Raw genomic sequence first — 20,127 nt, forward strand, 5'->3', positions numbered from 1 at the left:
AGAAACAGGAGAAAAAATGACAGCATTATACGACCAAGCCAAATTAATGGCCAGAGAATTACAAGATACTCAGGAGTTTGCCGATCTTAGTCGAGCACTAGCAAAAGTCAGAGAGGACCCTGAGTCCAATAACGCTTTTACGGAATTCCAAGCTGCTCAGCGGGAGATCCAGCGTTTACAGGAACAAGGACAAGAACCAAAGCCAGAACAGATTCAAAGCTGGCAATCAACCGCTCAGAAAGCACAAGAATTGCAGCCGATTAAAGATCTCAGTGCCCTCGAGCAGAATTTAAATAATATGCTGGGCGAAGTGAATGAGTTGATCACCGCACCGTTAAATGCACTATATTCAAAGAAGTAACCGGCACAGTTTTGCTTGGCCGGTTTTTAAATAAAGAGGGAAAATGAAATTTATTCACGCAGCAGATATGCATTTAGGAAATACGATTAATGGTATTGACCGTAAAATAACTATTCCTTTGCCGATTAGAAAAGAAATCAGTTTTGCTACTTTTTCGGCTTTTAAGAATGTTATTGATTTGGCTATTGACCATCACGTTGATTTCATTTTATTTCCCGGAGATCTTTTTGATTCTAGCCAGCAGAGTGCTTATCTTTATAATTTTTTGAACCAGCAATTTGAGTCTCTCAAACAAGCCGGTATTGCTGCTTTTGTGTCCTTTGGCAATCATGATTTTCAGTCGGATGCCGATCAGGACTTTCTCTGGCCGGATAACGTTCATGTTTTTCCAAGAGGCCGCGCAAAGACTTTTTATCACGATTCTTGGGACGGTAAACGGATTGCCATTTCCGGAACAAGTTTTGCTGTTAGAAACCCGCAGGAGAGTCTGGTCAGTTTATATCCTGCCCGGGATCAATCGGTTGCCTATGAAATTGGCATGTATCATGGCAGTCTTGGTGATAATGCTACTAATCAATACGCACCATTTACGGTTGACCAGCTGCAAGCGCTTAATTATGATTATTGGGCTTTAGGACACATTCATGTTCGTCAAGTGCTGTCTAAAAGCCCGGCTATTGTTTATTCCGGAGATCCTCAAGGATTAGATTTAACTGAAACAGGTGAGAAAGGCGTTTATCTTGTCTCTGACGAAGATGAGCAGCAACAGCATCTGAGCGCCAAGTTTCTGCCAACCAGCAAGTTCATTTTTCAACCGATTTCACTAACCGTTGAGGATAATTCTATGCTGCCAAAACTCAATGACATGATCGCTGATGTGATGCAGGCAAAGCACACGAACAAATTAGTGCTGAATATTTTGACTTTGAATTTATCGTTTAATTTATCCGACAAAGTCAGGGAGCAACTAACTGATTCAAGTTTTCTTGATCTGATCAATTCAAGAAGTTTGCCTTTTAAGCAATGTGTTATTCGGATCAATATCAATGAATCAGGGCAGAAACAGCCATTCAACCGTCTAGATTCGCGTTTTTGGCAGCAGGCAAAAGAAAATGTTTTCGATGCCGAACTTTTTAATCGTGATATTGCTAAGACGTTTTCTCGAAAAGAACAATTTATCATCGACCACTTTACAGACTCGGCCGTTCAAGCACAGCTGATGTCGGCGGCACAAAGGCTGATTTCACAGAGGGCAGACGTATGATCATTAGAAAACTCCATATTGTTGGTTTTGGAAAATTTTCAGATTTTGATCTTGATCTGAGAAATGATTTGCAGATTGTTTACGGGGAAAATGAGAGCGGCAAGTCGACTTTGCGCCAGTTTATCAGCGGCGTTCTTTTTGGATTTACACAAAACAAGCGTCAGGCCAGTAATTTGTATGAACCGCATAATGGCGCACAATATGGTGGCAGCCTGCTCTTGGAAAAAGACCAGGGTCTTTGGGAAATTTCCCGTTTAGGCAGAACACAGTCTCAATTAACTGTCAAAAATCCTAACGGTAGCGAGTCATCTCATCCCGAAGATCAATTAAAGCAGCTGTTGGCACCATTTACAGAAGACAGCTTTCAAGATATTTTTTCTTTTGACCAAGAACAATTGAATGAAATTAGGAATCTGTCTGGGAAAGATTTGTCAAACCGCCTGCTAAGTTTTTCGGCTGTTAATGCAGATCTTTGGCAGCAATTAAGTGGAGCGCTGGATAAGGCTGCTAGCGACCGTTTTGGTGTGGCCAAGACTGCTAAACGCCCGATCAATCGACTCATTAAGGACTATGAGGATCTTGATACTCAGATCGGCGCTATGTCTGATCAGTTGTCTAAGTATCGCCAGGCCGAGGAGAACAAAGACCACTTATCGCATCAATTAGAGGAACTGAAGCAGCAACAAAAAAAATTGCAGATCCAGGTTGATCAATTCACTAAGCTGGCTGATTTATCTGATTTATATGCTGAAAAAAATGAGCTTGCAGCGAGCGGATCTGATCAAGAGACTTTTTCAAACGCACAAGTTACAGCTTTGACAGATGGCGTGGCGGCGCAAGTCGAAAAATTGGAGGGTCAGATTAACGGCATTAATTTAGATGAAGGAAGCGACCATTCAACTGAAATTTCCGAAAACCCGCTTTTAACAATTTATAAAAACAACCAGAGAGACTTAGATCTTTTGGATCAGTCGATTCCAAACCTCATTGCCGGCAACAATTTGTTCGATCAGACCAAAAACGAGTTGAAAGTCCTTTCCAGCCGTCTGGATCAATTACATGCTGATTTGAAAAACAAGTTTAATGATCCGATTCCAAAACCGCTGCCGCAAGGCCTGAACATTCAGCCAAAGACCAAGATATCAGCCTTCTTTATCATTGGCCTTTTCTTGGCAGTTGCTGGAATTTTGGGTGTCGTTTACGGTTTTCTTTCACTTGAATTTCCACTTCCTTTTTTTATCTGCGGCGCAGGCGGCCTAGTCATTGGTGGCTTACTGGCATTTTTTGAACGGCCAAAAAAAGAATCAGTTGACTTGTCTAAATACGGTTATGGTACACAGACGGATCCGGCGCTGATCACTTCGTCTCAGAGAGAATTGCAGGAATATGACGAGAAAGTCCAGAATTTCAATCAGCTGGTCAAACAAAAGCAGGGTCAGCTCTATAAGATTGATTCACTTTTAAAATTGGCCATGCCGTTAAAGCAGTACTTGCCGGATTCGGCTCAGAGCCACGATACGCTTGTCGGCCAGATTCAGGTTTTGCTAAATGAGATTCGGGATGAAAAACGGTCAGCCGCATTATCTGCCGAGCAAAAACGTTTAGTTGAAGACAACCGTCAACAACAGCAAAATCATCTAAATGATTTAAAAAATCAGCAGCGACAGATTTTTGACAGTCTAAAAGTGACAGATTATTCCGAGTTTCAAAAACTGCTGGCAGCACGTTCATCGGCGCAGCAACGGCAGGATCATTTACAGAATATCGAACAGGTTCTCACAGCTGACAAAGAAGCACAGATTAATCAGCTAGGAGGAATTGATCAGATTATTTTGAAGATTCAAGCTGCCAAAGCTCAGTTGACAAACTTTGATGCACAAATTCAAGACGCAAATGGAGGATTGCTAACTGTTCAATCCCAATTGATGAGTCTAAGCGGTGATCAGGATTATCAAGATAAATTACAGCAGCGGGCTGATTTGGAAACTGAAATTAATAATGAATTAGAGGGTTATTTCACGAACCGGCTGGCAGCCAGTTGGATTAATGAAAGCTTGTATGAAATCAGCCATGAACGGATGCCTGAAATTAAAAAACAGGCAGAATCCTATTTCTCTGAACTGACTGATGGCAAATATCGGGAGATTATTTTTCAGGACCGTGCTTTGCTGGTTACGAACATCCAAGGCGATCATTTTTATGCCTATGAGCTTTCTAAGGGCAGTTCGGAGCAGTTGTATGTGGCACTTAGGCTGGCTTTTGCTGAGTCACTAGCCGTGAAAAATCCGCTGCCTTTCTTAATTGATGATAGTTTTGTCAACTTTGACGCTTCAAGAAAAGATGTTATGGATCGTATCCTGCATCATTTGGCTGAAAAATATCAAGTCATTTATTTTACTGCCAATCATGATCAAAATTTCATGGAAACGAATATCATTGACTTAGGAGCACTGGCAAATGCTTAATGAACATAAAAAAGGTGACAACTATAGTATTTATCTGCTGATCAAAGCAGCCGAAAAGCGATCCACTAGTAAAGGATCTCCTTACATCCGCTTGACCTTAACAGACCGTTCCGGTGAAATTCAGACGAATATTTGGGATGCCAGCGAGCAGGATAGCGAGAACTATATAGCTGGGAAAGTTGTTTATGTCACGGCTATTCAAGATGAATATCAGGGCAAACCGCAATTAAAAATTCAGGATATTCGTCTTGCTAGTGACAGTGAACCAAGCGATCCATCGATTTACGAAATTAGTTCGCCAATTTCTAGAAAAGAACTGCAATCGCAAATCAATGACCTGCTTTTTCAAATTACTAATCCGACTTGGAATCGTGTCGTGCGCAATATTTTGAATAAATATGCAGATGCCTACTATGAATTCCCGGCAGCTAAGAAAATTCATCATGCTTTTCGCGGTGGTTTGGCTTTTCACTCTCTTTCCATTGCTAAACTAGCTTTAAAAGTCACTGATTTATATCCGCAAATTAACCGCTCCTTACTGCTAGCTGGTGCTTTAATCCATGATATTGGTAAAGTAGTTGAACTTTCTGGCCCGGTTGGAACTGAATATACAATGGAAGGGCAGCTTTTGGGGCACATTGTCATTGGTGATGAGATCATCGTGCAGGCGGCAACCGAACTAGGTTTCGATTTAAGCTCCGAAGACATGATTCTATTGAGGCACCTGATGATCAGCCACCACAACAAACCAGAATTCGGTTCGCCAGAATCGCCCAAGGAATTAGAGGCCTATGTCTTATCAAAATTGGACGATCTTGATGCACATATTCAAATGATCACGGATGCTGTCGGCAAAACGGCAGTCGGTGGATTTTCAGAAAAAATATTTGGTGCGGATAATTTATCTTATTACCATCCCAAAGATGGTTTATTAGCTGACGATGATAGCAACTAGGACAAGTAGCAAACTTATGAGGGGAATTGATACAATAACATTTAATGCGTACGATATTTGAACCAACCTATCGAGTCAAACGTGTCTGGGGGATTAGCCCAAAAGCGCTCCAGTCGCGTGGTATCACAACAGTTTTAGCGGATTTGGACAATACTCTAGTTGCGTGGAACAGGCCTGAAGGCGACCTGGATTTTTTTGATTGGCATGCAAAATTGCAGGAGGCAAAGATTAATCTGATAGTCGTTTCCAATAATTCCACTGCCCGAGTCAAAAGAGCAGTGACGGCCTTGGGCGTCCCATTTGAATCCTGGTCCTGGAAACCACTACCACGCGGCATCAAAAAAACATTGCGCGATTTTGATCTCTCTAAAGATGAAGTTATTATGGTTGGCGACCAAATTACTACGGATATCATTGCATCCAATCTAGCTGGCGTACGCAGCGTTTTGGTACAGCCTTTAACGGAAACAGATGGTTTTCCGACTAGAATCAATCGTCAAATTGCTAAAATTGTTACCGGCCGCAAAGAAATTCGTTGGGAGGATGATTTAATTGACCCTAAATAATGACCAGATTCAACAAATCTTGGATGAAGGTATCACCTGTATCGGCTGCGGTTCTTTGTTTCAAACGACAAATCCTGATCAGGCCGGATATATCAAGGCTAGCAAATTACATGATTATTTGGCTGGACTTAATTCGCCTGATGATCCAATTGATTTATTATGCGAGCGTTGCTTTAAACTGCGTCATTACAATCAAATTCAGCCAGTGGCGCTTGAATCCGGGCATTTCCAGAAAATTTTATCGGCAATTGCTGATAAAAAGGCACTTGTTCTTTACTTAATCGACTTGTTTGATGTTAGCGGATCGATGATCAATGGCATTTCGCGTTTTATCGGTAATAACCCCATCGTGATCGTCGGTAATAAGGCTGATATTCTGCCCAAGTCAGTCAAAAAACATAAATTAGCTGATTGGCTGCAAAGAGAGGCTAAAAAGCAAGGCCTTCAAGCCGTTAAAACCGTTATTTTGTCCGCCGACAAAGGCGATGCTGGTGAAACACTTTTAAATGAAATCAATGACTATCTTGACAACTATCCGGAAATTTATGTTGTTGGTGTCACGAATGTGGGCAAGTCTACTTTGATTAATCAGATCATTAAAGCACTGTCTGGCAGCGGGTCAGTCATCACAACATCCCGTTTTCCTGGTACGACGCTAGACAGGATAGTCATCCCGTTGACTGAGAAAACGGCGATTATCGATACACCGGGAATCATACATGCCTCACAAATGACGCACATTGTCAGCCCCAAAGATTATAAGTATTTGCTGCCGAATAAAGAAATCAAGGCGCGCACTTTTCAATTACAATCAGGACAGACGATCTTCTTTGGCGGACTGGGCTGGATGGATTTCTTGAATCGACAGAATATCTCAATCACAGCTTATTTTGAAAATAATTTGCTGCTTCATCGTGGTAAAACAGAAAAATCATCTGATTTCTTTAGGCTCCAAGCTGGCAAAACTTTGCTGCCGATTACTGAGTCGGTGATGGATTGGATTAGTCAGGAAATCAAAATTCTACCCGGTCAGGATGTTGTTATTTCTGGCTTAGGGTGGGTGACTTTCCGTAATTCAACGACAATTCGCCTGCATTTACCGAAAGGTGTGGCCTTTTCCGTACGCCAAGCCGAAATTTAGATAGAATAAAAGAAATGGAAATTTTATCAGGCAAACAAAAAAGATATCTCCGCGCACAAGGCAATCAACTGCCAGCGGTTTTTAGTATAGGAAAAAATGGCTTGAGCAAGGTCTGGTTAGGAGAGGTGCTGGATGCACTACGTGTCCGGGAATTGATCAAAATCAGTCTGCAGCAGAATAGCAGTTCCGATATTGAGGATGCGATCACTTTTATTCAGAAAAATTCTCAGATCACGGTTGCCCAAAAAATTGGGCACACGCTGCTGCTTTATTTACCAGCCACAAATCCGGATTATCAAAAAATTTCTCTTGAGGTAAATGAACTTGCTCACTAGTTTTTCATCAATGACAGCATTATCTCAACCGCAGACTGCCTTAGATCGCCTCAAAGAAAAGCATAGAATCGGTATTTTTGGCGGGACTTTCAATCCTATTCACAATGGTCAGTTAATCGCCGCTGAACAGGTATGTACACAGTTGGGCTTGGATCGCGTCTACTTTATGCCGGACGCAGTGCCTTTTGGCGGAACACATGAGAACGCTGTTGAGCCCTCAACGCGATCAGAAATGATTCGTTTAGCTATTCGAGGCAATTCTAAATTTGATATTGAATTGACTCCTATTCATGATGGCGGTCAGCAGTCTACTTACAGCGTTTTAAAGAAATTAACGACGGCTCATCCAGAAAATGATTATTACCTGATCATGGGTGCTCATTTAATCAGGCAGATATCGAGTTGGGATCAGGTTTCGTCACTGACTAAATTGGTTCATCTTGTTGCGATTGAAGAACCGGGTGTTGCCCGTAGTTCTGATTTTCAAGCGATTTGGGTTTACGTAAACTGGCTAAACATTTCTTCGTCTGATATTAGATCCCGTTTACGGACCCGCCAGTCTGTACGCTATTTGATTCCGGATGTTGTTGCAGCTTATATTGCCGAATATGGTTTGTACCAAGGGAGGTTTTTGTAATGGCTTATCCAAAATATGATCAACTTTACCCAGAAGTAAAAGCAGCTTTGTCTCGGGAAAGGTTCGAACATGTCGTGCGAACCGGCGAATATGCTGTTCATCTCGCAGAGCTCAATCACTATGATATCGAGAAGGCCCGGATTGGCGGTTTGATTCACGATTATGCCAAAGAACGCACAGCAGATGACTTTTTGGCTGAAATTGACAAAAAACACCTGGATCCGGATTTAAAAAATTGGAATAGTGCTATCTGGCACGGTGTTGTCGGTGCAGAATTTGCTAAGGACGAACTTGGTATTGAAGACGAAGAATTGTTGAATTCGATGCGACGTCATACGACGGCCGATGTCAATATGACGATGCTTGATAAAATCGTGTTTATGGCTGATTTTCTTGAGCTTGGCCGCAACTTTGCCGACACAGATGTCGCTCGTGATGTTACTGAACAGTCTTTGGATGACGGTGTTGCTTGGCAGCTTGAGTTTTCAGTAACGAGATTGGTTCGGAACCACCGAGCTGTCTATCCGAAAACAATTTATGCATATAACCATTGGGTTGGGGGAAAATAATTGACAAACAAAGAATTACTGGAAAGAATTGTCACTGCAATTGATAGCAAGAAAGCAGAGCGGATTGTCGCTTTAGATATTCAAAACATTTCATTCATTTCGGATTATTTTGTGATAGCAAGCGCAGATACAAGCCGTCAAGTCAAAGCTATTGCAAATGAATTGATTGATCAGTTAAGCCAAACCGGCCGCGCGCCATTGCAGATAGAAGGCCTGAGCCAAGGTGATTGGGTCCTGATTGATTTCGGTGATATCGTGGTCCATCTTTTTACGAGTGAACAGAGAGATTATTACAAATTAGAGCACCTGTGGAGCGATGCGAAAACGATTGATGTTTCTAAGTGGGTAACGGTTGAGTTTTAGTTACGATGGCTGATAATTATTCAACATTCGCTGATCTTTATGATTCGCTATTTGATCTTGACCTATACCAGGCGTGGGCTGCTTTTGTCAGAGAACGCAGCACTGCTTGCCCAATGATTGATTTGGCCGGTGGGTCCGGCAGATTGGGCGTTTTGTTGTCACAAGCCGGTTATCAGGTCACACTTATCGATTTGTCCGAACAAATGCTTGGTCTTGCTGCTAAACACGCTGCAGAAAATGATGTTCATTTAGATTTGATTCAAACAGATATGACGGCAGATTGGGGGATACCTGATCAGTTTCCTCTCATTACAAGTTTTGCCGACTCATTAAACTATTTAGTTAATAAACAGCAGTTTGCCAAGGCTCTCATGCAAGTATATCGGCATTTAAGGTCTGGCGGCCGTTTTTTGTTTGATGTGATCACACCTTACCAGGTTAATGTCCATTATGATAATTTCATGTATAATAATGACGATGATCCCGAGAAGATTTTTATGTGGAGCAGTTTTCCAGGCGATGAGAAAAATTCAGTGGATCATGATTTGAAGTTTTTCATTTATGATGAGCGCCTCGATGCTTTCAAATTGGTGCGGGAAGTTCATCATGAACAAGCATTCCCTTTGACTGATTACACACAAATGCTGAAACAGGCTGGTTTTGTCAATATTCAGATTTCGGCTGATTTTGGCAAGCAGCCGGTTGGCTCAGACACGGCACGTGCTTTTTTTTCTGCGGAGAAAGCATGAAGTCTGTCGGTCTGATAACTGAGTATAATCCCTTGCATAACGGTCACTTGTATCATTTGCAGCATGCCAAAGAACTGACTGGTGCTGATATTGTCATTGTACTGATGTCAGGAAACTGGGTTCAGCGCGGTTTGCCAGCAATTGTCGACAAATGGCAGCGTGCCCAGGCAGCTCTTACTGCGGGTGCGGACTTGGTCTTTGAACTGCCTTTCTATTATGCCGTGCAGTCGGGAGACATTTTTGCTGATGGTGCGGTCAAATTATTAGCAGATTTGCAAGTAGATACAATTGTTTGCGGTGCTGAACATAGTGATACTGATTTTATTACTTTAGCTAGGCAGGCACCTGATGATCAAGGACAAGCACAATTTGACGCGAAGAATCAGACTTATGCCAGTAATTTTGCTGCGGCTCTAGCTGAAAAAAGCGGCTTTTATCTGGAAGAAGCTAATGATATTTTGGCTTTCAGCTATGCGCGTGCTATTGTAAATCAAGGATTGGAAGATCGACTAGCCTTGAAAACAATAGCTCGTATTGGTGCCTCTTATCATGACGAGACAGCCAATAAAGAAAGAATCGCTTCTGCGACTGCGATTCGAAATATTCTAAGCCAAGGTGGGGATGCAACAGCTTATACACCCATGAAAAACTTGGTTTTTAAAGAATATGAGACTGAATTGTTTCAACTTCTCAGGTATCGCTTGTCTACAGACGGATACGGCCAGCTTCGTGGTATTTATCAGGTTAGTGAGGGGATGGAGTATCTTTTCAAACAGGCAATGGAACAAAATCCGAAAGATTTTCAAAGTTTTCTGGCGATGATCAAGTCAAAGCGGTATACTTTTGCACGTCTGCATCGCGTTCTAGCTTACATATTAATGAATATTAAAGTGGACCAAATGAATCTCGCGATGAATCATCCTTATCATCGCTTACTGGCTTTTAATGATGCCGGGCGAAGTTATCTTCATGAAAACAAGCCAAATTTTGCCTTTCCAACCATCAGCCATGTGGATCAAAAACGAGCCGTTAAGGAACTCAATATTGATTATAAAGCAGGCCTTGTCTACCAGCAGATTATGGCTGTCCCGCAAGGGCAAGATGTGGCAAGGACACCAATTCAAAAATGAAATTTTTAGTTCAACAATTACAAAAATATCGTCAAAGCCCCTTGGTCATTGATGAGCAGGTTGATTTATCAGCACCTGTCAAAGAAAATTTTGCTGACCGTCTACTGGATCTATTGCCAATACATGTGACTGGTGAAATTAGTTATGAGAAGAATGACCAAATCAAGTTGGATCTGCTCTTGAAAGGGACAGCAGTTCTGCCTTCTGCCCGCAGTTTTAAGCCGGTTCAATATCAGTTTGAAATTCCAGTTAGTGAATTGTATGTGCAGGATGAAGAGACACTGGACACTTTTGATCAGAGCGAACAAGTATTTCTCGTTGAGAAGAATCAGATTGATCTCGATGCGATTATTCTGGAAAACATTATCACTGATTTGCCCATGACGGCCTACACGCCTGAAGAAACGGCGGATAACCCGATTTCCGGAGATGGCTGGCAGATTATCAGCGATGAAAATTATGTCGCGCCCGAACGGGATTTGCAGGGGCCGCAAACGCAAAGCCTTGGTGATTTTTTCCCGGATGAACCAGAAAATAAAAAAGATAGGTAAAATAGTATTTTATGAGTAAAGAAAAAACAAGTATGTGGCAGTCAATTCGGCGTTTGATTATTTTTGCTTTAATTGCATTGGAAATTCTGCTGGTCTTTGGTGGCTATACCAAAAGCGGCAGAACCTGGCAGTGGATTGGCCAGTACATGGTTGGTTTCATGGACTGGATGGCTAATGATGTTTTTAAATCAACGAACGGCATTGGTTTTGCGATTATTATTATTACAGCCGTCATTCGTTTGGTACTGCTGCCAATCATGTTCGATCAGCAACGGCAAGGCACAATTCAGGCTGAAAAAATGGCCATGCTGCAGCCACAATTATCCAAGATCCAAGAGGCAATGAAAAAAGCCAGCACGCAACAGGAAAAAATGACTATCAACTCAGCGATGATGGCCGTTTATCGTGAAAATAATGTTTCGATGATGGGCGGAATCAATTTTTTGTCAATGCTGATTCAATTACCGATTATCTCTGCTTTGTATACAGCGATCAGATTGTCGACTAGTGTGTTGGCAACTGACCATATCAACCCGGCGACTTATAATCCTGGATTTTTGCTTAACGGCGCTCACTTTTTTGGCATCGCGCTTTATCGGCCTTCTCTGATTATTGCTGTGATTGCGGCTTTGTTTTATGTTGGGCAGTCCATGATCAGTTTGAAAATGGCACCAGAGGCTCAGCGCAAACAAATGCAGACCATGATCTGGATTAGTCCAATTTCCATTTTCTTCTTTTCAATTTTTCAGTCAGCGGCCTTAGGCCTGTACTTCTTGGTTGGTGGTTTTTTCGTATTAATTCAATCTTATATTCTGCTAAAAATCAGACCAAGTCTGCAAGAAAAAATTCGAAAAGAGTTTACAGTTAAGAATGTAGCTGATGACTTATTAGCAAAAGCAGGCAGTAGCCAGGCAGCAACTGATGCGGTTAACACACTTGCTAATAATATAGATAATAAAAAAGGGAATGAGTCTCAGAAAATCACTGGTACCGGTGCAAGAAATGCCGGTAAACAGCACAGAAAGCCAAAAATATAATGGAAATTATTACGTCGAATCAGAATTCAAGAGTTAAGTTGTGGACCAGCCTTCAGACGGCAAAGGGCAGGCAGCAATCAGGCAGTTATCTATTGGATGGCTGGCATTTGGTTCAAGAAGCTTTGAACCAGGCAGCACCAATTCAAGCTGTGATTGCAACTGAAGCACAAATGGACGAACATTTGGCCGATGTCCCGCAAGGTGTTCCTGCTTTTCAGGTGACTGACGAAGTTGCTCGCCACATTGCAAAGACAAATAACCCGCAAGGTATTTTTGCGCAGACCAGCCTGCCTAATAATTCTTTCGATCCTAAGTACGTGCATGCCGGCCAGTGGCTTTTGCTAGATCGTATTCAAGATCCTGGAAATGTTGGTACCCTAGTTAGAACAGCTGATGCGGCTGGTTTTGTAGGTGTGGCTCTTTCTGTGGGATCCGCGGATCCTTTTGGTCCAAAAGTTGTTAGAGCTATGCAAGGCAGCCAGTTTCATTTGAAAGTCATTAAGGATCTCGACCTGGCGACCTGGATTGATGATTTGGAAGAAAATAATTACGATGTTTATGGAACAACGCTCTCTGATACGTCTGTTGATTACAAGACAGTTGTACCAGAAAAATCTTTTGCGCTCATTCTAGGAAATGAAGGACAAGGATTGGATCCCGAATTATTGGAAAAGACATCTGCCAATCTCCATATTAATTTCCTTGGCAAAGCAGAATCTTTGAACGTTGCTGTTGCCGGCGGCATCTTAATGTTTGCATTAAATTGAATTTGCTTATAATATGTAAGTATGGCCGGAAGACTAGAATTAACAGAATCAGCATTTGAAATCCTTGGAAGAAAGTGGAATGGCTTGATTATTCAGACACTGCTTGATAGCCCAGATGGGTCTTTGCATTTTACGGAACTATCTAGGACAGTACATGCGTGCAGTGACCGTGTTTTGACAGTTCGTTTGAAAGAATTAGAAGACGCTGGTATTATTGAACGTGGTTGTTGTCCGGATAATGGCAAATTTGGCTACCGTTTGACCGAGAAAGGTTTTTCGATGCGGCCGCTCATGTCGGAAATTTCAAGCTGGGCAGCAAATAATATTTAAAAATTTGAGAAAGACTAGTAAGTCCTGACACGCAAAGCGAACCGGAACAGTGAGAGCCGGTGGTGGTGAAGGCTGAATTTCACTTTCGAGTATTTTGGTTAATCACCAACGGGTTGTTCCGTTATTGACAACTAGAGTTAGGAAATTTGTTTCCTAAAAAAATGGGTGGTAACACGATAATTCGTCCCTTATGCTTGATGGCATAAGGGATTTTTTTATTAGTTAGGGTGAAAATGGATATCAAAGAGAAGTTAAAAAGTTTACAAGAAAGGGTTATCCAGCAGCTCAGTTTATCGAAAACCGATGATGCAGTTGAAGATATCCGTGTTCATTTGTTAGGTAAAAAAGGCGACCTCACAAAAATTTTGAAGGGCTTAAAAGACTTGACCGCAGATCAGCGGCCGTTAGTCGGCCAATTAGCCAATGAAATTCGACATAATTTGGAAGAGCAGATCGAAGACAAAAGAGCACGTTTAGCAAAGGCTATTCTTGATCGTCAATTAGCTGCCGAACAAATTGACGTAACTTTGCCTGGAAAAACAGTGATCATCGGCACGAAGCATGTGCTTCAGCAGATTCAGGATCAGATCGAAGACCACTTTATCAGTCAGGGCTTTCAAGTGATGTACGGAACGGAAGTCGAGACCGATGAATTTAACTTTGCTCGCATGAATCTGCCTAAAGACCATCCGGCTCGTGATATGCAGGATACTTTTTATTTGACGCCAAATATTTTATTGCGGACTCAGACCTCAGCCATGCAGGCACGCGCCATGGATAAGCACGATTTTGCCACTGGCCCTTTGAAAATGGTCAGTCCTGGTAAAGTCTATCGGCGTGATAACGATGATGCGACTCATTCGCATCAGTTTCATCAAGTTGAGGGTCTAGTAGTGGGCAAGGGGATTACACTCGCGGATTTAAAGGGCACCTTGCAGGCTTTAACCGATGAACTATTCGGAAAAGGCCATGCCATGCGTTTTCGCCAGAGCTATTTTCCTTTTACGGAACCGAGTCTAGAAGTTGATATCAGTTGGAATATTGTCGATGAACATACACCGGCAGAAGATATTCAATGGATTGAAGTGCTGGGAGCCGGTATGGTTCACCCAAATGTCTTGAAGATGGCTCATATTGATCCAGATGAGTACACAGGCTTTGCCTTTGGCTTGGGCCCGGATCGTTTTGCGATGATCAAATACGGTATCGATGATATTCGCAATTTTTATCTAGATGATCTTCGTTTCTTAAAGCAATTCAGTCAGGTGGGCAAATAAATGAAAATTTCAGTTAATTGGATCAAAGAATTTATGCCGGATTTTCCGGTGAACAATGAAGCGGATGCTCAAAAAATTTCTGACAAACTGGCGCTGACTTCGACAGAAGTTGAGGACAAAGGCTATCAGATTCCGCAATCTACAGGACTCGTCGTCGGGCAAGTGCTGGAAGTACGGTCAATTGAAAATTCGACCCATTTGAAGATCACGATTGTCAATGCGGGTAAGAAAGATTATCAAGTTGTCACCGGCGCACCAAATGTGGTCAAGGGCCAGCTGGTTGTTTTGGCATTGCCAGGTGCACATTTGCCAGAAAATAAGCTGATCGAAGCCACTGAGCTGGATGGCCAAATTAGTCAGGGAATGCTGGTGTCACTGCAGGAAATTGGTTTTGATGATGCCATTGCGCCAAAAAAGCATGAAGCCGGTATCTATGTTTTCCCAGCTGATTCAGAGGTTCAGCCTGGCGATGACGCTGTGAAGGTTTTGGGCATTGACGACTTGATGATTGATACAGAACTGACGGCCAACCGTGGCGATATGCTGTCGATTCGAGGCAATTTGTACGAATTTTCTGCTTTGTTTGAAAAAGACTTCAAAAAAATCGACTTTGATTTACAGGAATCTGCTCAAACAGCTGCTTCGCAGTTAAGTGCTAGTGTCGATCCAACTTTGGCAAATCCTTATTATCTAAGGATTGTTAATCACGTGACGGTTAAGGAAAGCCCATTATGGCTGCAGCGGCGGCTTTGGAATTCCGGGATTCGCCCGATAAATAATTTAGTAGATGTGACAAATTATGTCATGCTGCTTTTGGGACAACCCATGCATGTTTTTGATCTTGATCAATTACACCATCATGAGATCAGAGTGGCTTTATCGTCAGACGAGACGATCACAACTTTAGATGGTGAAAAACGTCAACTGAAAGCTGGCGAGGATATTGTTGTCTATGATGGCCAAGATCCGCAGATGCTGGCCGGAGTGATGGGCGGTTCACAATCCGAAGTGACAGAAAATACGAGCAACGTGGTTTTAGAATCAGCTGTTTTTAATCCTGTTTTGATCCGTAAAACAGCTCGCCGTTTTAATCTCCACTCACAAGCAAGCCAGCGTTTTGAACGCGGTATTGATGTCAGCAACTCACGTAAAGCTTTGGATTATGCAGCAGCTCTGATTAAGGACCTGGCTGGTGGGGAAATCGCTCAAGGAGTGATTGAAGCACAAGCTGATATTGCCAAAGAAAAGCAGATCGCCATCTCATTAGGTGATATTAATGGCTATTTGGGTACACAGGCCGGTCTTGACGATGTAGCAGATATTTGGCGGCGGCTCTCTTTTACATTCGAACAAGAAGGTGAAAATTTCCTTGTAATGATACCGCGGCGCCGTCCGGATATTACGATTAAAGCCGATTTAATTGAAGAGTTCGTCCGTATTTATGGTTACGAGAAGATACCGGCTCATCTGCCACAGGCTGTTAACCAAAAATCGGGCCTAACTGCAGACCAAAAATTAGACCGCTCGATTCGAGAAATTTTATTGGCTTTAGGGTTAACTCAAGCCATTTCATATTCGCTCACCACGACTGAATTCGCGTCACAATTTACGTCTCAAGCCCGTCCGCTTGTCAAATTAGCTTATCCGATGAGTCAAGAACACGCTGTCATGCGCCAGTCGGTCTTAGCTACATTAATTCAGGCAGCTGCTTATAATGCCGCTAGAAAGATATCTGATATCCGGCTTTTTGAAACAGGTGATGTTTTTTATGGCCGTCCGGATAACGATCCTGATCAGCTGCCAATCGAAAAGCAGCAGATTGCTGCGGTAATTTCTGGAAAACCGTCTGCTGATTGGCAGCACAACGATCAAAACTATGATTTTTATGATATCAAGGGTTTACTGACAGCATTACTGAGCAAGCTGAACTTAAAGGGAAAAATTCTTTTTAAAAAATCTCAAAGCCAGCCTGAGATGCATCCTGGGCAGACGGCAGATGTCTATCTAGATGATCAGTATTTGGGTTTTGTCGGACAAATTAATCCGCAGTTAGCTAACCAGTATAAGCTGGGACGGACTTTTGTTTTCCAATTGGATAGTAATTTGGTTCATGACCGCTGTCAGCATGGCACTGATTATCGTCCATTAGACAAGTTTCCTGCGATTGAACGTGATCTTTCGCTGCTAGTGGATAAAAACCTGCAGGCCGCTGATATTGTTTCGATTATCACCAAGAATGCCGGCTCTTATCTGCGTCAGGTTAACTTGGTGGATGTCTATGAGGGCACTGAATTGGGTCAGCAGAAAAAATCTCTTTCGTATCGCCTGCAGTTTGTTAATCCAGATGCAACTTTGACAGACGAGATCGTTAATGCAGCAATGGCACGGATCAGTACAGCACTTTTTGATCAATTGCAGGTCACGACCAGATAATCTTTGCTAAGCTTGTAGATATGAGAAAATCCATTTGGCGTATACTTCCGCCGGTTACGATGACACTTTTTGTATTGACAGTTGCCATCTACCTGCTGCAGATCTTGTTTGATGGTTATTTGATTTTGTCCTCAGGGCAACCGGTCGGCGTTTTTTATTTAGTTTCCCGATTCATTAATGGCCCTTCGATCCAATCTTTAGTGCTGCTAGGCGGTGGTGTTGACAGCCTTTTCCTTTCTGGCGAGTGGTATCGTGCTTTTACGCCGATTTTCCTGCATGCTTCGTTGATGCATATCTTTTCTAATATGCTGACACTGGTGATTGTAGGGCCTTTTGTTGAAAAACTTTTTGGCAAAGGGAAGTTTCTTTTGATTTATTTGATCACGGGAGTTTGGGGAAACCTGTTAACGTTTATTTTTGACCCCAATCCCAACGTTGTATCCGTTGGGGCATCAGGCGCATTATTCGGCCTTTTCGGCGTCATGATTGTGAGCGGCTGGTACAATCGCAATAATTTTGTTTTTCGACGTCAGCTCATCATTTTTGCTGCCTTGGCAGCTTTCAACCTAATTGGTAATCTAAACGATCCTAGCGTGGATATTTGGGCTCATATCGGCGGATTGATTTCCGGCAGTTTGTTAGCCATCGTATTTGATTTTCCAACTTCGGTTTATGGCCGCATCAAACAGCCGGCTCGAATCTTGGCTGTTATTCTGCTGCTTTTGCCGGTTGCCTATTTTGCTTGGAGAATGAGAATTTTATGAGAATCATTTGAAAGCGCTTGTGTTTATTGAAAAAAAAAATTAATCTATTAATGAGGTAATTATGGCTAAAGATAAATTAATTGGTGTCGACCTTGGCGGTACGACCATTAAGTTTGCTATTTTAACGGATACAGGAGAGATTCAAGAAAAATGGTCGGTTCCGACTAATATTTTAGATAATGGTTCACATATCGTCCCCGATATTATTGATTCGATTAATGGCCGGCTGGATTTGCTGAAACTAGATCGTGACCGTATCATCGGTATTGGCATGGGCACTCCAGGAACAGTTAACCGTGAAAAGGGCACTGTTGAAGCAGCTTACAATCTGAACTGGAAAAATGTTCAGCACGTGCGTGATCAAATTCAGAAAAGTACTGGTTTGAACTTCACGATGGACAACGATGCTAACTCAGCGGCTATTGGCGAACAGTGGAAGGGTGCTGGGGAAAATGATCCTAATGTCTCTTTTATCACGCTTGGCACTGGTGTTGGCGGCGGCATTATTGCAAATGGCCAAATGGTTCGCGGCGTTTTTGGTGCCGGTGGCGAATTTGGCCATATGGTTGTTGAACCTGGTGGCTATTTGTGCACCTGTGGTAATCACGGCTGTTTGGAACAATATTGCTCAGCTACCGGTGTTGTTCATTTGGCACGTGATTTTGCTGACGAATATGAAGGCGATTCAAAGCTGAAAGCAATGCTGGATAACGGCGATGAAGTGACTTCTAAAATTGTCTTTGATTTGGCCAAGGGCGGTGACTTTTTGGCCAATGAAGTTGTTAACAAAATGGCTTATTATCTGGGCTATGCGACGGCGGCTCTGTCGAATATTTTGAACCCGGCCTACGTTGTCATTGGGGGCGGCGTTTCAGCTGCAGGCGATTTCCTGCTTGACAAGGTCAAAGCTAATTGGACACAGTATGCTTTTTCATCAGTTCGTTCATCGACACAGCTGCGTTTGGCAGCTTTAGGAAATGACGCTGGTGTGATCGGCGCTGCCAGTCTGGCCAGAGAATTTATTGAAAAATAAGCTTTTCACGCTTCAAATTCGTGTCATTATTTGGTAGAATGATTCAGTTGGCTTCGCTTGTGTCAGAGCTTAGTGGACTGATTATATAGGGATATAGTATAGAGGTAGTACAGCGGTCTCCAAAACCGTTAGCGGGGGTTCGATTCCCTCTATCCCTGCCATGGCGGTATTGGTGAAGTTGGTTAACACACCGGTTTGTGGTACCGGCACGCGTGGGTTCGAGTCCCACATACCGCCCTTGCAAGTTTCATAGGATTCTTGCTATAATCTATATTCGTGATTCAAATGCCGTTGTGGCGGAATTGGCAGACGCGCTGGACTCAAAATCCAGTGGTGGCAACACCGTGTGGGTTCGACTCCCACCGACGGCAAATAAAGCATTTCATAATAGTGAGGTGCTTTTTTTATATAGTTTTTACTGAAAGGAAACTTATCATGTTGCTCTTGTTTAACATTCCGATAGCTTGATTCTTTAACAAATACTTCAAAAGGAGCAATGTTCATGATCATACATACAGAAAAGATACCGTCAATGGCGCAAATGGAGGATCTTTATGGTGCAGTTGGCTGGATTGCCTATACGCATCAGTTGAGTACGCTGGGCAAAGCCTTAGAGAATTCGGTATTGATTTCTGCTTGGCAAGAGGACGAACTTCTAGGTTTCGTCAGAGGGGTAACGGATCAGACGACTATTTTGTTCATCCAGGATTTATTGGTGTTTCCAAAATATCAAAGAGAAGGCATTGGCCGTGAACTTGTTGAGCGGCTGATGAAAAAATATCCTGTTGGGCAAACGGTTTTAATCACTGATGACAGTCCGGCAACCAACTGCTTTTACGAAGCAATAGGTTTGCAAGATTTATCGAAAAATCGTATGAAAGCTTTTTATAGCGACACGCGGATCATTTAAGATACTGAGAAAACAGATACAGAGATGATAAAGACCTGCATTGACCGCACACTAGATATGGTGTCACACAGATTGTTGTTGAGAGATCAGCCAAGTTGTAGGGAGGAGATAATTAGTTATTCTGTTGGGTCTGTTAAATATGTGTTTTATGTTGTACTCTCTCCACAAAAAACGTGTTTTCAGTCAATTGCTCGCAGAAGTCAACTGGATCTCTTCGATGGCGTATGATCTATTTAAGGATTGCAAAATGAATAGAGAACTAGACCAGATTTTTCATAAAGTTAATTCACGGTTGGAAAGTTTAAAAACGGGTACGACTTTTTCCCTACCTGATTTATATGGTGAGGAAGCTTGGCGAAACTTGTATATTGGTGATCGTGTTATGGCTGGTAATTTTTTTCTGCGTCGTGTTCGACAAGGCGAGTATCCGCATGTCAAAGAACTAGCAGATAAAGACGCAAAAAATCGTCGTCAGTATCTCAAATATTAA

The 20,127-nt window shown here is 42.5% G+C and carries 22 protein-coding genes and 3 tRNA genes; all 25 read left to right on the top strand.

Features of this window, described 5'->3' with window-relative positions; all coding sequences use genetic code 11:
- Positions 1-16: 16 nt before the first annotated feature.
- Positions 17-361: a YlbF family regulator gene (locus ABF487_RS03430; RefSeq protein WP_263778762.1), complete on the top strand. Its 345-nt coding sequence runs from the start codon at positions 17-19 to the stop codon at positions 359-361.
- Positions 362-404: 43 nt separating this feature from the next.
- Positions 405-1,625 (top strand): metallophosphoesterase family protein, encoded by a 1,221-nt coding sequence (locus ABF487_RS03435; protein ID WP_415634488.1) that lies wholly within the window; start codon positions 405-407, stop codon positions 1,623-1,625.
- Positions 1,622-4,090: an ATP-binding protein gene (locus tag ABF487_RS03440; protein WP_415634489.1), complete on the top strand. Its 2,469-nt coding sequence runs from the start codon at positions 1,622-1,624 to the stop codon at positions 4,088-4,090. The genes ABF487_RS03435 and ABF487_RS03440 overlap by 4 nt, the downstream gene beginning before the upstream one ends.
- Positions 4,083-5,045, top strand: a complete 963-nt coding sequence (locus ABF487_RS03445) for a 3'-5' exoribonuclease YhaM family protein (RefSeq protein ID WP_263778765.1) — start codon at positions 4,083-4,085, stop codon at positions 5,043-5,045. Before ABF487_RS03440 ends, ABF487_RS03445 begins: the two co-directional genes overlap by 8 nt.
- Before the next feature lie 44 nt (positions 5,046-5,089).
- Complete coding sequence (locus ABF487_RS03450; RefSeq protein WP_415625108.1) at positions 5,090-5,611, top strand: YqeG family HAD IIIA-type phosphatase; 522 nt, start codon at positions 5,090-5,092, stop codon at positions 5,609-5,611.
- A complete protein-coding gene (gene yqeH / locus ABF487_RS03455) occupies positions 5,598-6,752 on the top strand; it encodes a ribosome biogenesis GTPase YqeH (protein ID WP_263778767.1) in 1,155 nt (384 codons plus the stop codon). Before ABF487_RS03450 ends, yqeH begins: the two co-directional genes overlap by 14 nt.
- Before the next feature lie 14 nt (positions 6,753-6,766).
- A complete protein-coding gene (locus ABF487_RS03460; protein ID WP_263778768.1) occupies positions 6,767-7,087 on the top strand; it encodes a YhbY family RNA-binding protein in 321 nt (106 codons plus the stop codon).
- Complete coding sequence (gene nadD / locus ABF487_RS03465; protein WP_263778769.1) at positions 7,071-7,724, top strand: nicotinate-nucleotide adenylyltransferase; 654 nt, start codon at positions 7,071-7,073, stop codon at positions 7,722-7,724. The genes ABF487_RS03460 and nadD overlap by 17 nt, the downstream gene beginning before the upstream one ends.
- Positions 7,724-8,293 carry a bis(5'-nucleosyl)-tetraphosphatase (symmetrical) YqeK gene (yqeK, locus tag ABF487_RS03470; protein WP_263778770.1) on the top strand — a complete coding sequence of 190 codons (570 nt, stop codon included), beginning with the start codon at positions 7,724-7,726 and terminating at the stop codon, positions 8,291-8,293. The genes nadD and yqeK overlap by 1 nt, the downstream gene beginning before the upstream one ends.
- The gene (gene rsfS / locus ABF487_RS03475) at positions 8,294-8,656 is read left to right on the top strand and encodes a ribosome silencing factor (RefSeq protein ID WP_415634490.1); all 363 of its coding nucleotides are present in this window, start codon (positions 8,294-8,296) and stop codon (positions 8,654-8,656) included. It begins immediately after the preceding gene.
- 5 nt (positions 8,657-8,661) lie between these two features.
- Positions 8,662-9,405: a class I SAM-dependent DNA methyltransferase gene (locus tag ABF487_RS03480; protein WP_415634491.1), complete on the top strand. Its 744-nt coding sequence runs from the start codon at positions 8,662-8,664 to the stop codon at positions 9,403-9,405.
- The gene (locus ABF487_RS03485; protein ID WP_415634492.1) at positions 9,402-10,535 is read left to right on the top strand and encodes a nucleotidyltransferase; all 1,134 of its coding nucleotides are present in this window, start codon (positions 9,402-9,404) and stop codon (positions 10,533-10,535) included. The genes ABF487_RS03480 and ABF487_RS03485 overlap by 4 nt, the downstream gene beginning before the upstream one ends.
- Entirely contained in the window at positions 10,532-11,086 is a 555-nt protein-coding gene (locus ABF487_RS03490) for a YceD family protein (protein ID WP_415634493.1), read from the top strand. Before ABF487_RS03485 ends, ABF487_RS03490 begins: the two co-directional genes overlap by 4 nt.
- An 11-nt stretch (positions 11,087-11,097) precedes the next feature.
- The gene (yidC, locus tag ABF487_RS03495) at positions 11,098-12,123 is read left to right on the top strand and encodes a membrane protein insertase YidC (protein ID WP_263778775.1); all 1,026 of its coding nucleotides are present in this window, start codon (positions 11,098-11,100) and stop codon (positions 12,121-12,123) included.
- Positions 12,123-12,890 carry a TrmH family RNA methyltransferase gene (locus tag ABF487_RS03500; RefSeq protein ID WP_263778776.1) on the top strand — a complete coding sequence of 256 codons (768 nt, stop codon included), beginning with the start codon at positions 12,123-12,125 and terminating at the stop codon, positions 12,888-12,890. The genes yidC and ABF487_RS03500 overlap by 1 nt, the downstream gene beginning before the upstream one ends.
- 21 nt (positions 12,891-12,911) lie before the next feature.
- The gene (locus ABF487_RS03505; protein WP_007746620.1) at positions 12,912-13,220 is read left to right on the top strand and encodes a winged helix-turn-helix transcriptional regulator; all 309 of its coding nucleotides are present in this window, start codon (positions 12,912-12,914) and stop codon (positions 13,218-13,220) included.
- Positions 13,221-13,453: 233 nt separating this feature from the next.
- Complete coding sequence (gene pheS, locus ABF487_RS03510) at positions 13,454-14,497, top strand: phenylalanine--tRNA ligase subunit alpha (RefSeq protein WP_263778778.1); 1,044 nt, start codon at positions 13,454-13,456, stop codon at positions 14,495-14,497.
- Positions 14,498-16,930: a phenylalanine--tRNA ligase subunit beta gene (gene pheT, locus ABF487_RS03515; RefSeq protein WP_415634494.1), complete on the top strand. Its 2,433-nt coding sequence runs from the start codon at positions 14,498-14,500 to the stop codon at positions 16,928-16,930.
- A gap of 59 nt (positions 16,931-16,989) precedes the next feature.
- Entirely contained in the window at positions 16,990-17,694 is a 705-nt protein-coding gene (locus ABF487_RS03520; protein ID WP_263778780.1) for a rhomboid family intramembrane serine protease, read from the top strand.
- Positions 17,695-17,755: 61 nt separating this feature from the next.
- Positions 17,756-18,727 (top strand): ROK family glucokinase, encoded by a 972-nt coding sequence (locus tag ABF487_RS03525; RefSeq protein ID WP_263778781.1) that lies wholly within the window; start codon positions 17,756-17,758, stop codon positions 18,725-18,727.
- Between the two features lie 87 nt (positions 18,728-18,814).
- Positions 18,815-18,888: transfer RNA gene (locus ABF487_RS03530), tRNA-Trp, on the top strand.
- A 2-nt stretch (positions 18,889-18,890) separates the two neighbouring features.
- A tRNA-His gene (locus ABF487_RS03535) sits at positions 18,891-18,964 on the top strand.
- A gap of 50 nt (positions 18,965-19,014) precedes the next feature.
- Positions 19,015-19,098: transfer RNA gene (locus ABF487_RS03540), tRNA-Leu, on the top strand.
- Between the two features lie 131 nt (positions 19,099-19,229).
- Complete coding sequence (locus tag ABF487_RS03545) at positions 19,230-19,637, top strand: GNAT family N-acetyltransferase (protein ID WP_415634495.1); 408 nt, start codon at positions 19,230-19,232, stop codon at positions 19,635-19,637.
- Between the two features lie 247 nt (positions 19,638-19,884).
- Positions 19,885-20,127 carry a single-stranded DNA-binding protein gene (locus ABF487_RS03550; protein ID WP_263778783.1) on the top strand — a complete coding sequence of 81 codons (243 nt, stop codon included), beginning with the start codon at positions 19,885-19,887 and terminating at the stop codon, positions 20,125-20,127.

Origin of the sequence: Oenococcus sp., from assembly GCF_047725585.1 — a bacterium.
Taxonomy (GTDB): Bacteria; Bacillota; Bacilli; order Lactobacillales; family Lactobacillaceae; genus Oenococcus; species Oenococcus kitaharae_A.

What these genes read in the sequence shown, in the direction of transcription:
- ABF487_RS03430 (WP_263778762.1), top strand. Translation starts at nt 17, where the DNA reads ATGACAGCATTATACGACCAAGCCAAATTAATGGCCAGAGAATTACAA.
- ABF487_RS03525 (WP_263778781.1), top strand. Translation starts at nt 17,756, where the DNA reads ATGGCTAAAGATAAATTAATTGGTGTCGACCTTGGCGGTACGACCATT.
- ABF487_RS03480 (WP_415634491.1), top strand. Translation starts at nt 8,662, where the DNA reads ATGGCTGATAATTATTCAACATTCGCTGATCTTTATGATTCGCTATTT.
- ABF487_RS03435 (WP_415634488.1), top strand. Translation starts at nt 405, where the DNA reads ATGAAATTTATTCACGCAGCAGATATGCATTTAGGAAATACGATTAAT.
- ABF487_RS03450 (WP_415625108.1), top strand. Translation starts at nt 5,090, where the DNA reads ATGCGTACGATATTTGAACCAACCTATCGAGTCAAACGTGTCTGGGGG.
- ABF487_RS03545 (WP_415634495.1), top strand. Translation starts at nt 19,230, where the DNA reads ATGATCATACATACAGAAAAGATACCGTCAATGGCGCAAATGGAGGAT.
- ABF487_RS03460 (WP_263778768.1), top strand. Translation starts at nt 6,767, where the DNA reads ATGGAAATTTTATCAGGCAAACAAAAAAGATATCTCCGCGCACAAGGC.
- yidC (WP_263778775.1), top strand. Translation starts at nt 11,098, where the DNA reads ATGAGTAAAGAAAAAACAAGTATGTGGCAGTCAATTCGGCGTTTGATT.
- ABF487_RS03505 (WP_007746620.1), top strand. Translation starts at nt 12,912, where the DNA reads ATGGCCGGAAGACTAGAATTAACAGAATCAGCATTTGAAATCCTTGGA.
- ABF487_RS03550 (WP_263778783.1), top strand. Translation starts at nt 19,885, where the DNA reads ATGAATAGAGAACTAGACCAGATTTTTCATAAAGTTAATTCACGGTTG.
- ABF487_RS03500 (WP_263778776.1), top strand. Translation starts at nt 12,123, where the DNA reads ATGGAAATTATTACGTCGAATCAGAATTCAAGAGTTAAGTTGTGGACC.
- ABF487_RS03490 (WP_415634493.1), top strand. Translation starts at nt 10,532, where the DNA reads ATGAAATTTTTAGTTCAACAATTACAAAAATATCGTCAAAGCCCCTTG.
- ABF487_RS03485 (WP_415634492.1), top strand. Translation starts at nt 9,402, where the DNA reads ATGAAGTCTGTCGGTCTGATAACTGAGTATAATCCCTTGCATAACGGT.
- pheS (WP_263778778.1), top strand. Translation starts at nt 13,454, where the DNA reads ATGGATATCAAAGAGAAGTTAAAAAGTTTACAAGAAAGGGTTATCCAG.
- ABF487_RS03440 (WP_415634489.1), top strand. Translation starts at nt 1,622, where the DNA reads ATGATCATTAGAAAACTCCATATTGTTGGTTTTGGAAAATTTTCAGAT.
- nadD (WP_263778769.1), top strand. Translation starts at nt 7,071, where the DNA reads ATGAACTTGCTCACTAGTTTTTCATCAATGACAGCATTATCTCAACCG.
- yqeK (WP_263778770.1), top strand. Translation starts at nt 7,724, where the DNA reads ATGGCTTATCCAAAATATGATCAACTTTACCCAGAAGTAAAAGCAGCT.
- pheT (WP_415634494.1), top strand. Translation starts at nt 14,498, where the DNA reads ATGAAAATTTCAGTTAATTGGATCAAAGAATTTATGCCGGATTTTCCG.
- ABF487_RS03520 (WP_263778780.1), top strand. Translation starts at nt 16,990, where the DNA reads ATGACACTTTTTGTATTGACAGTTGCCATCTACCTGCTGCAGATCTTG.
- ABF487_RS03445 (WP_263778765.1), top strand. Translation starts at nt 4,083, where the DNA reads ATGCTTAATGAACATAAAAAAGGTGACAACTATAGTATTTATCTGCTG.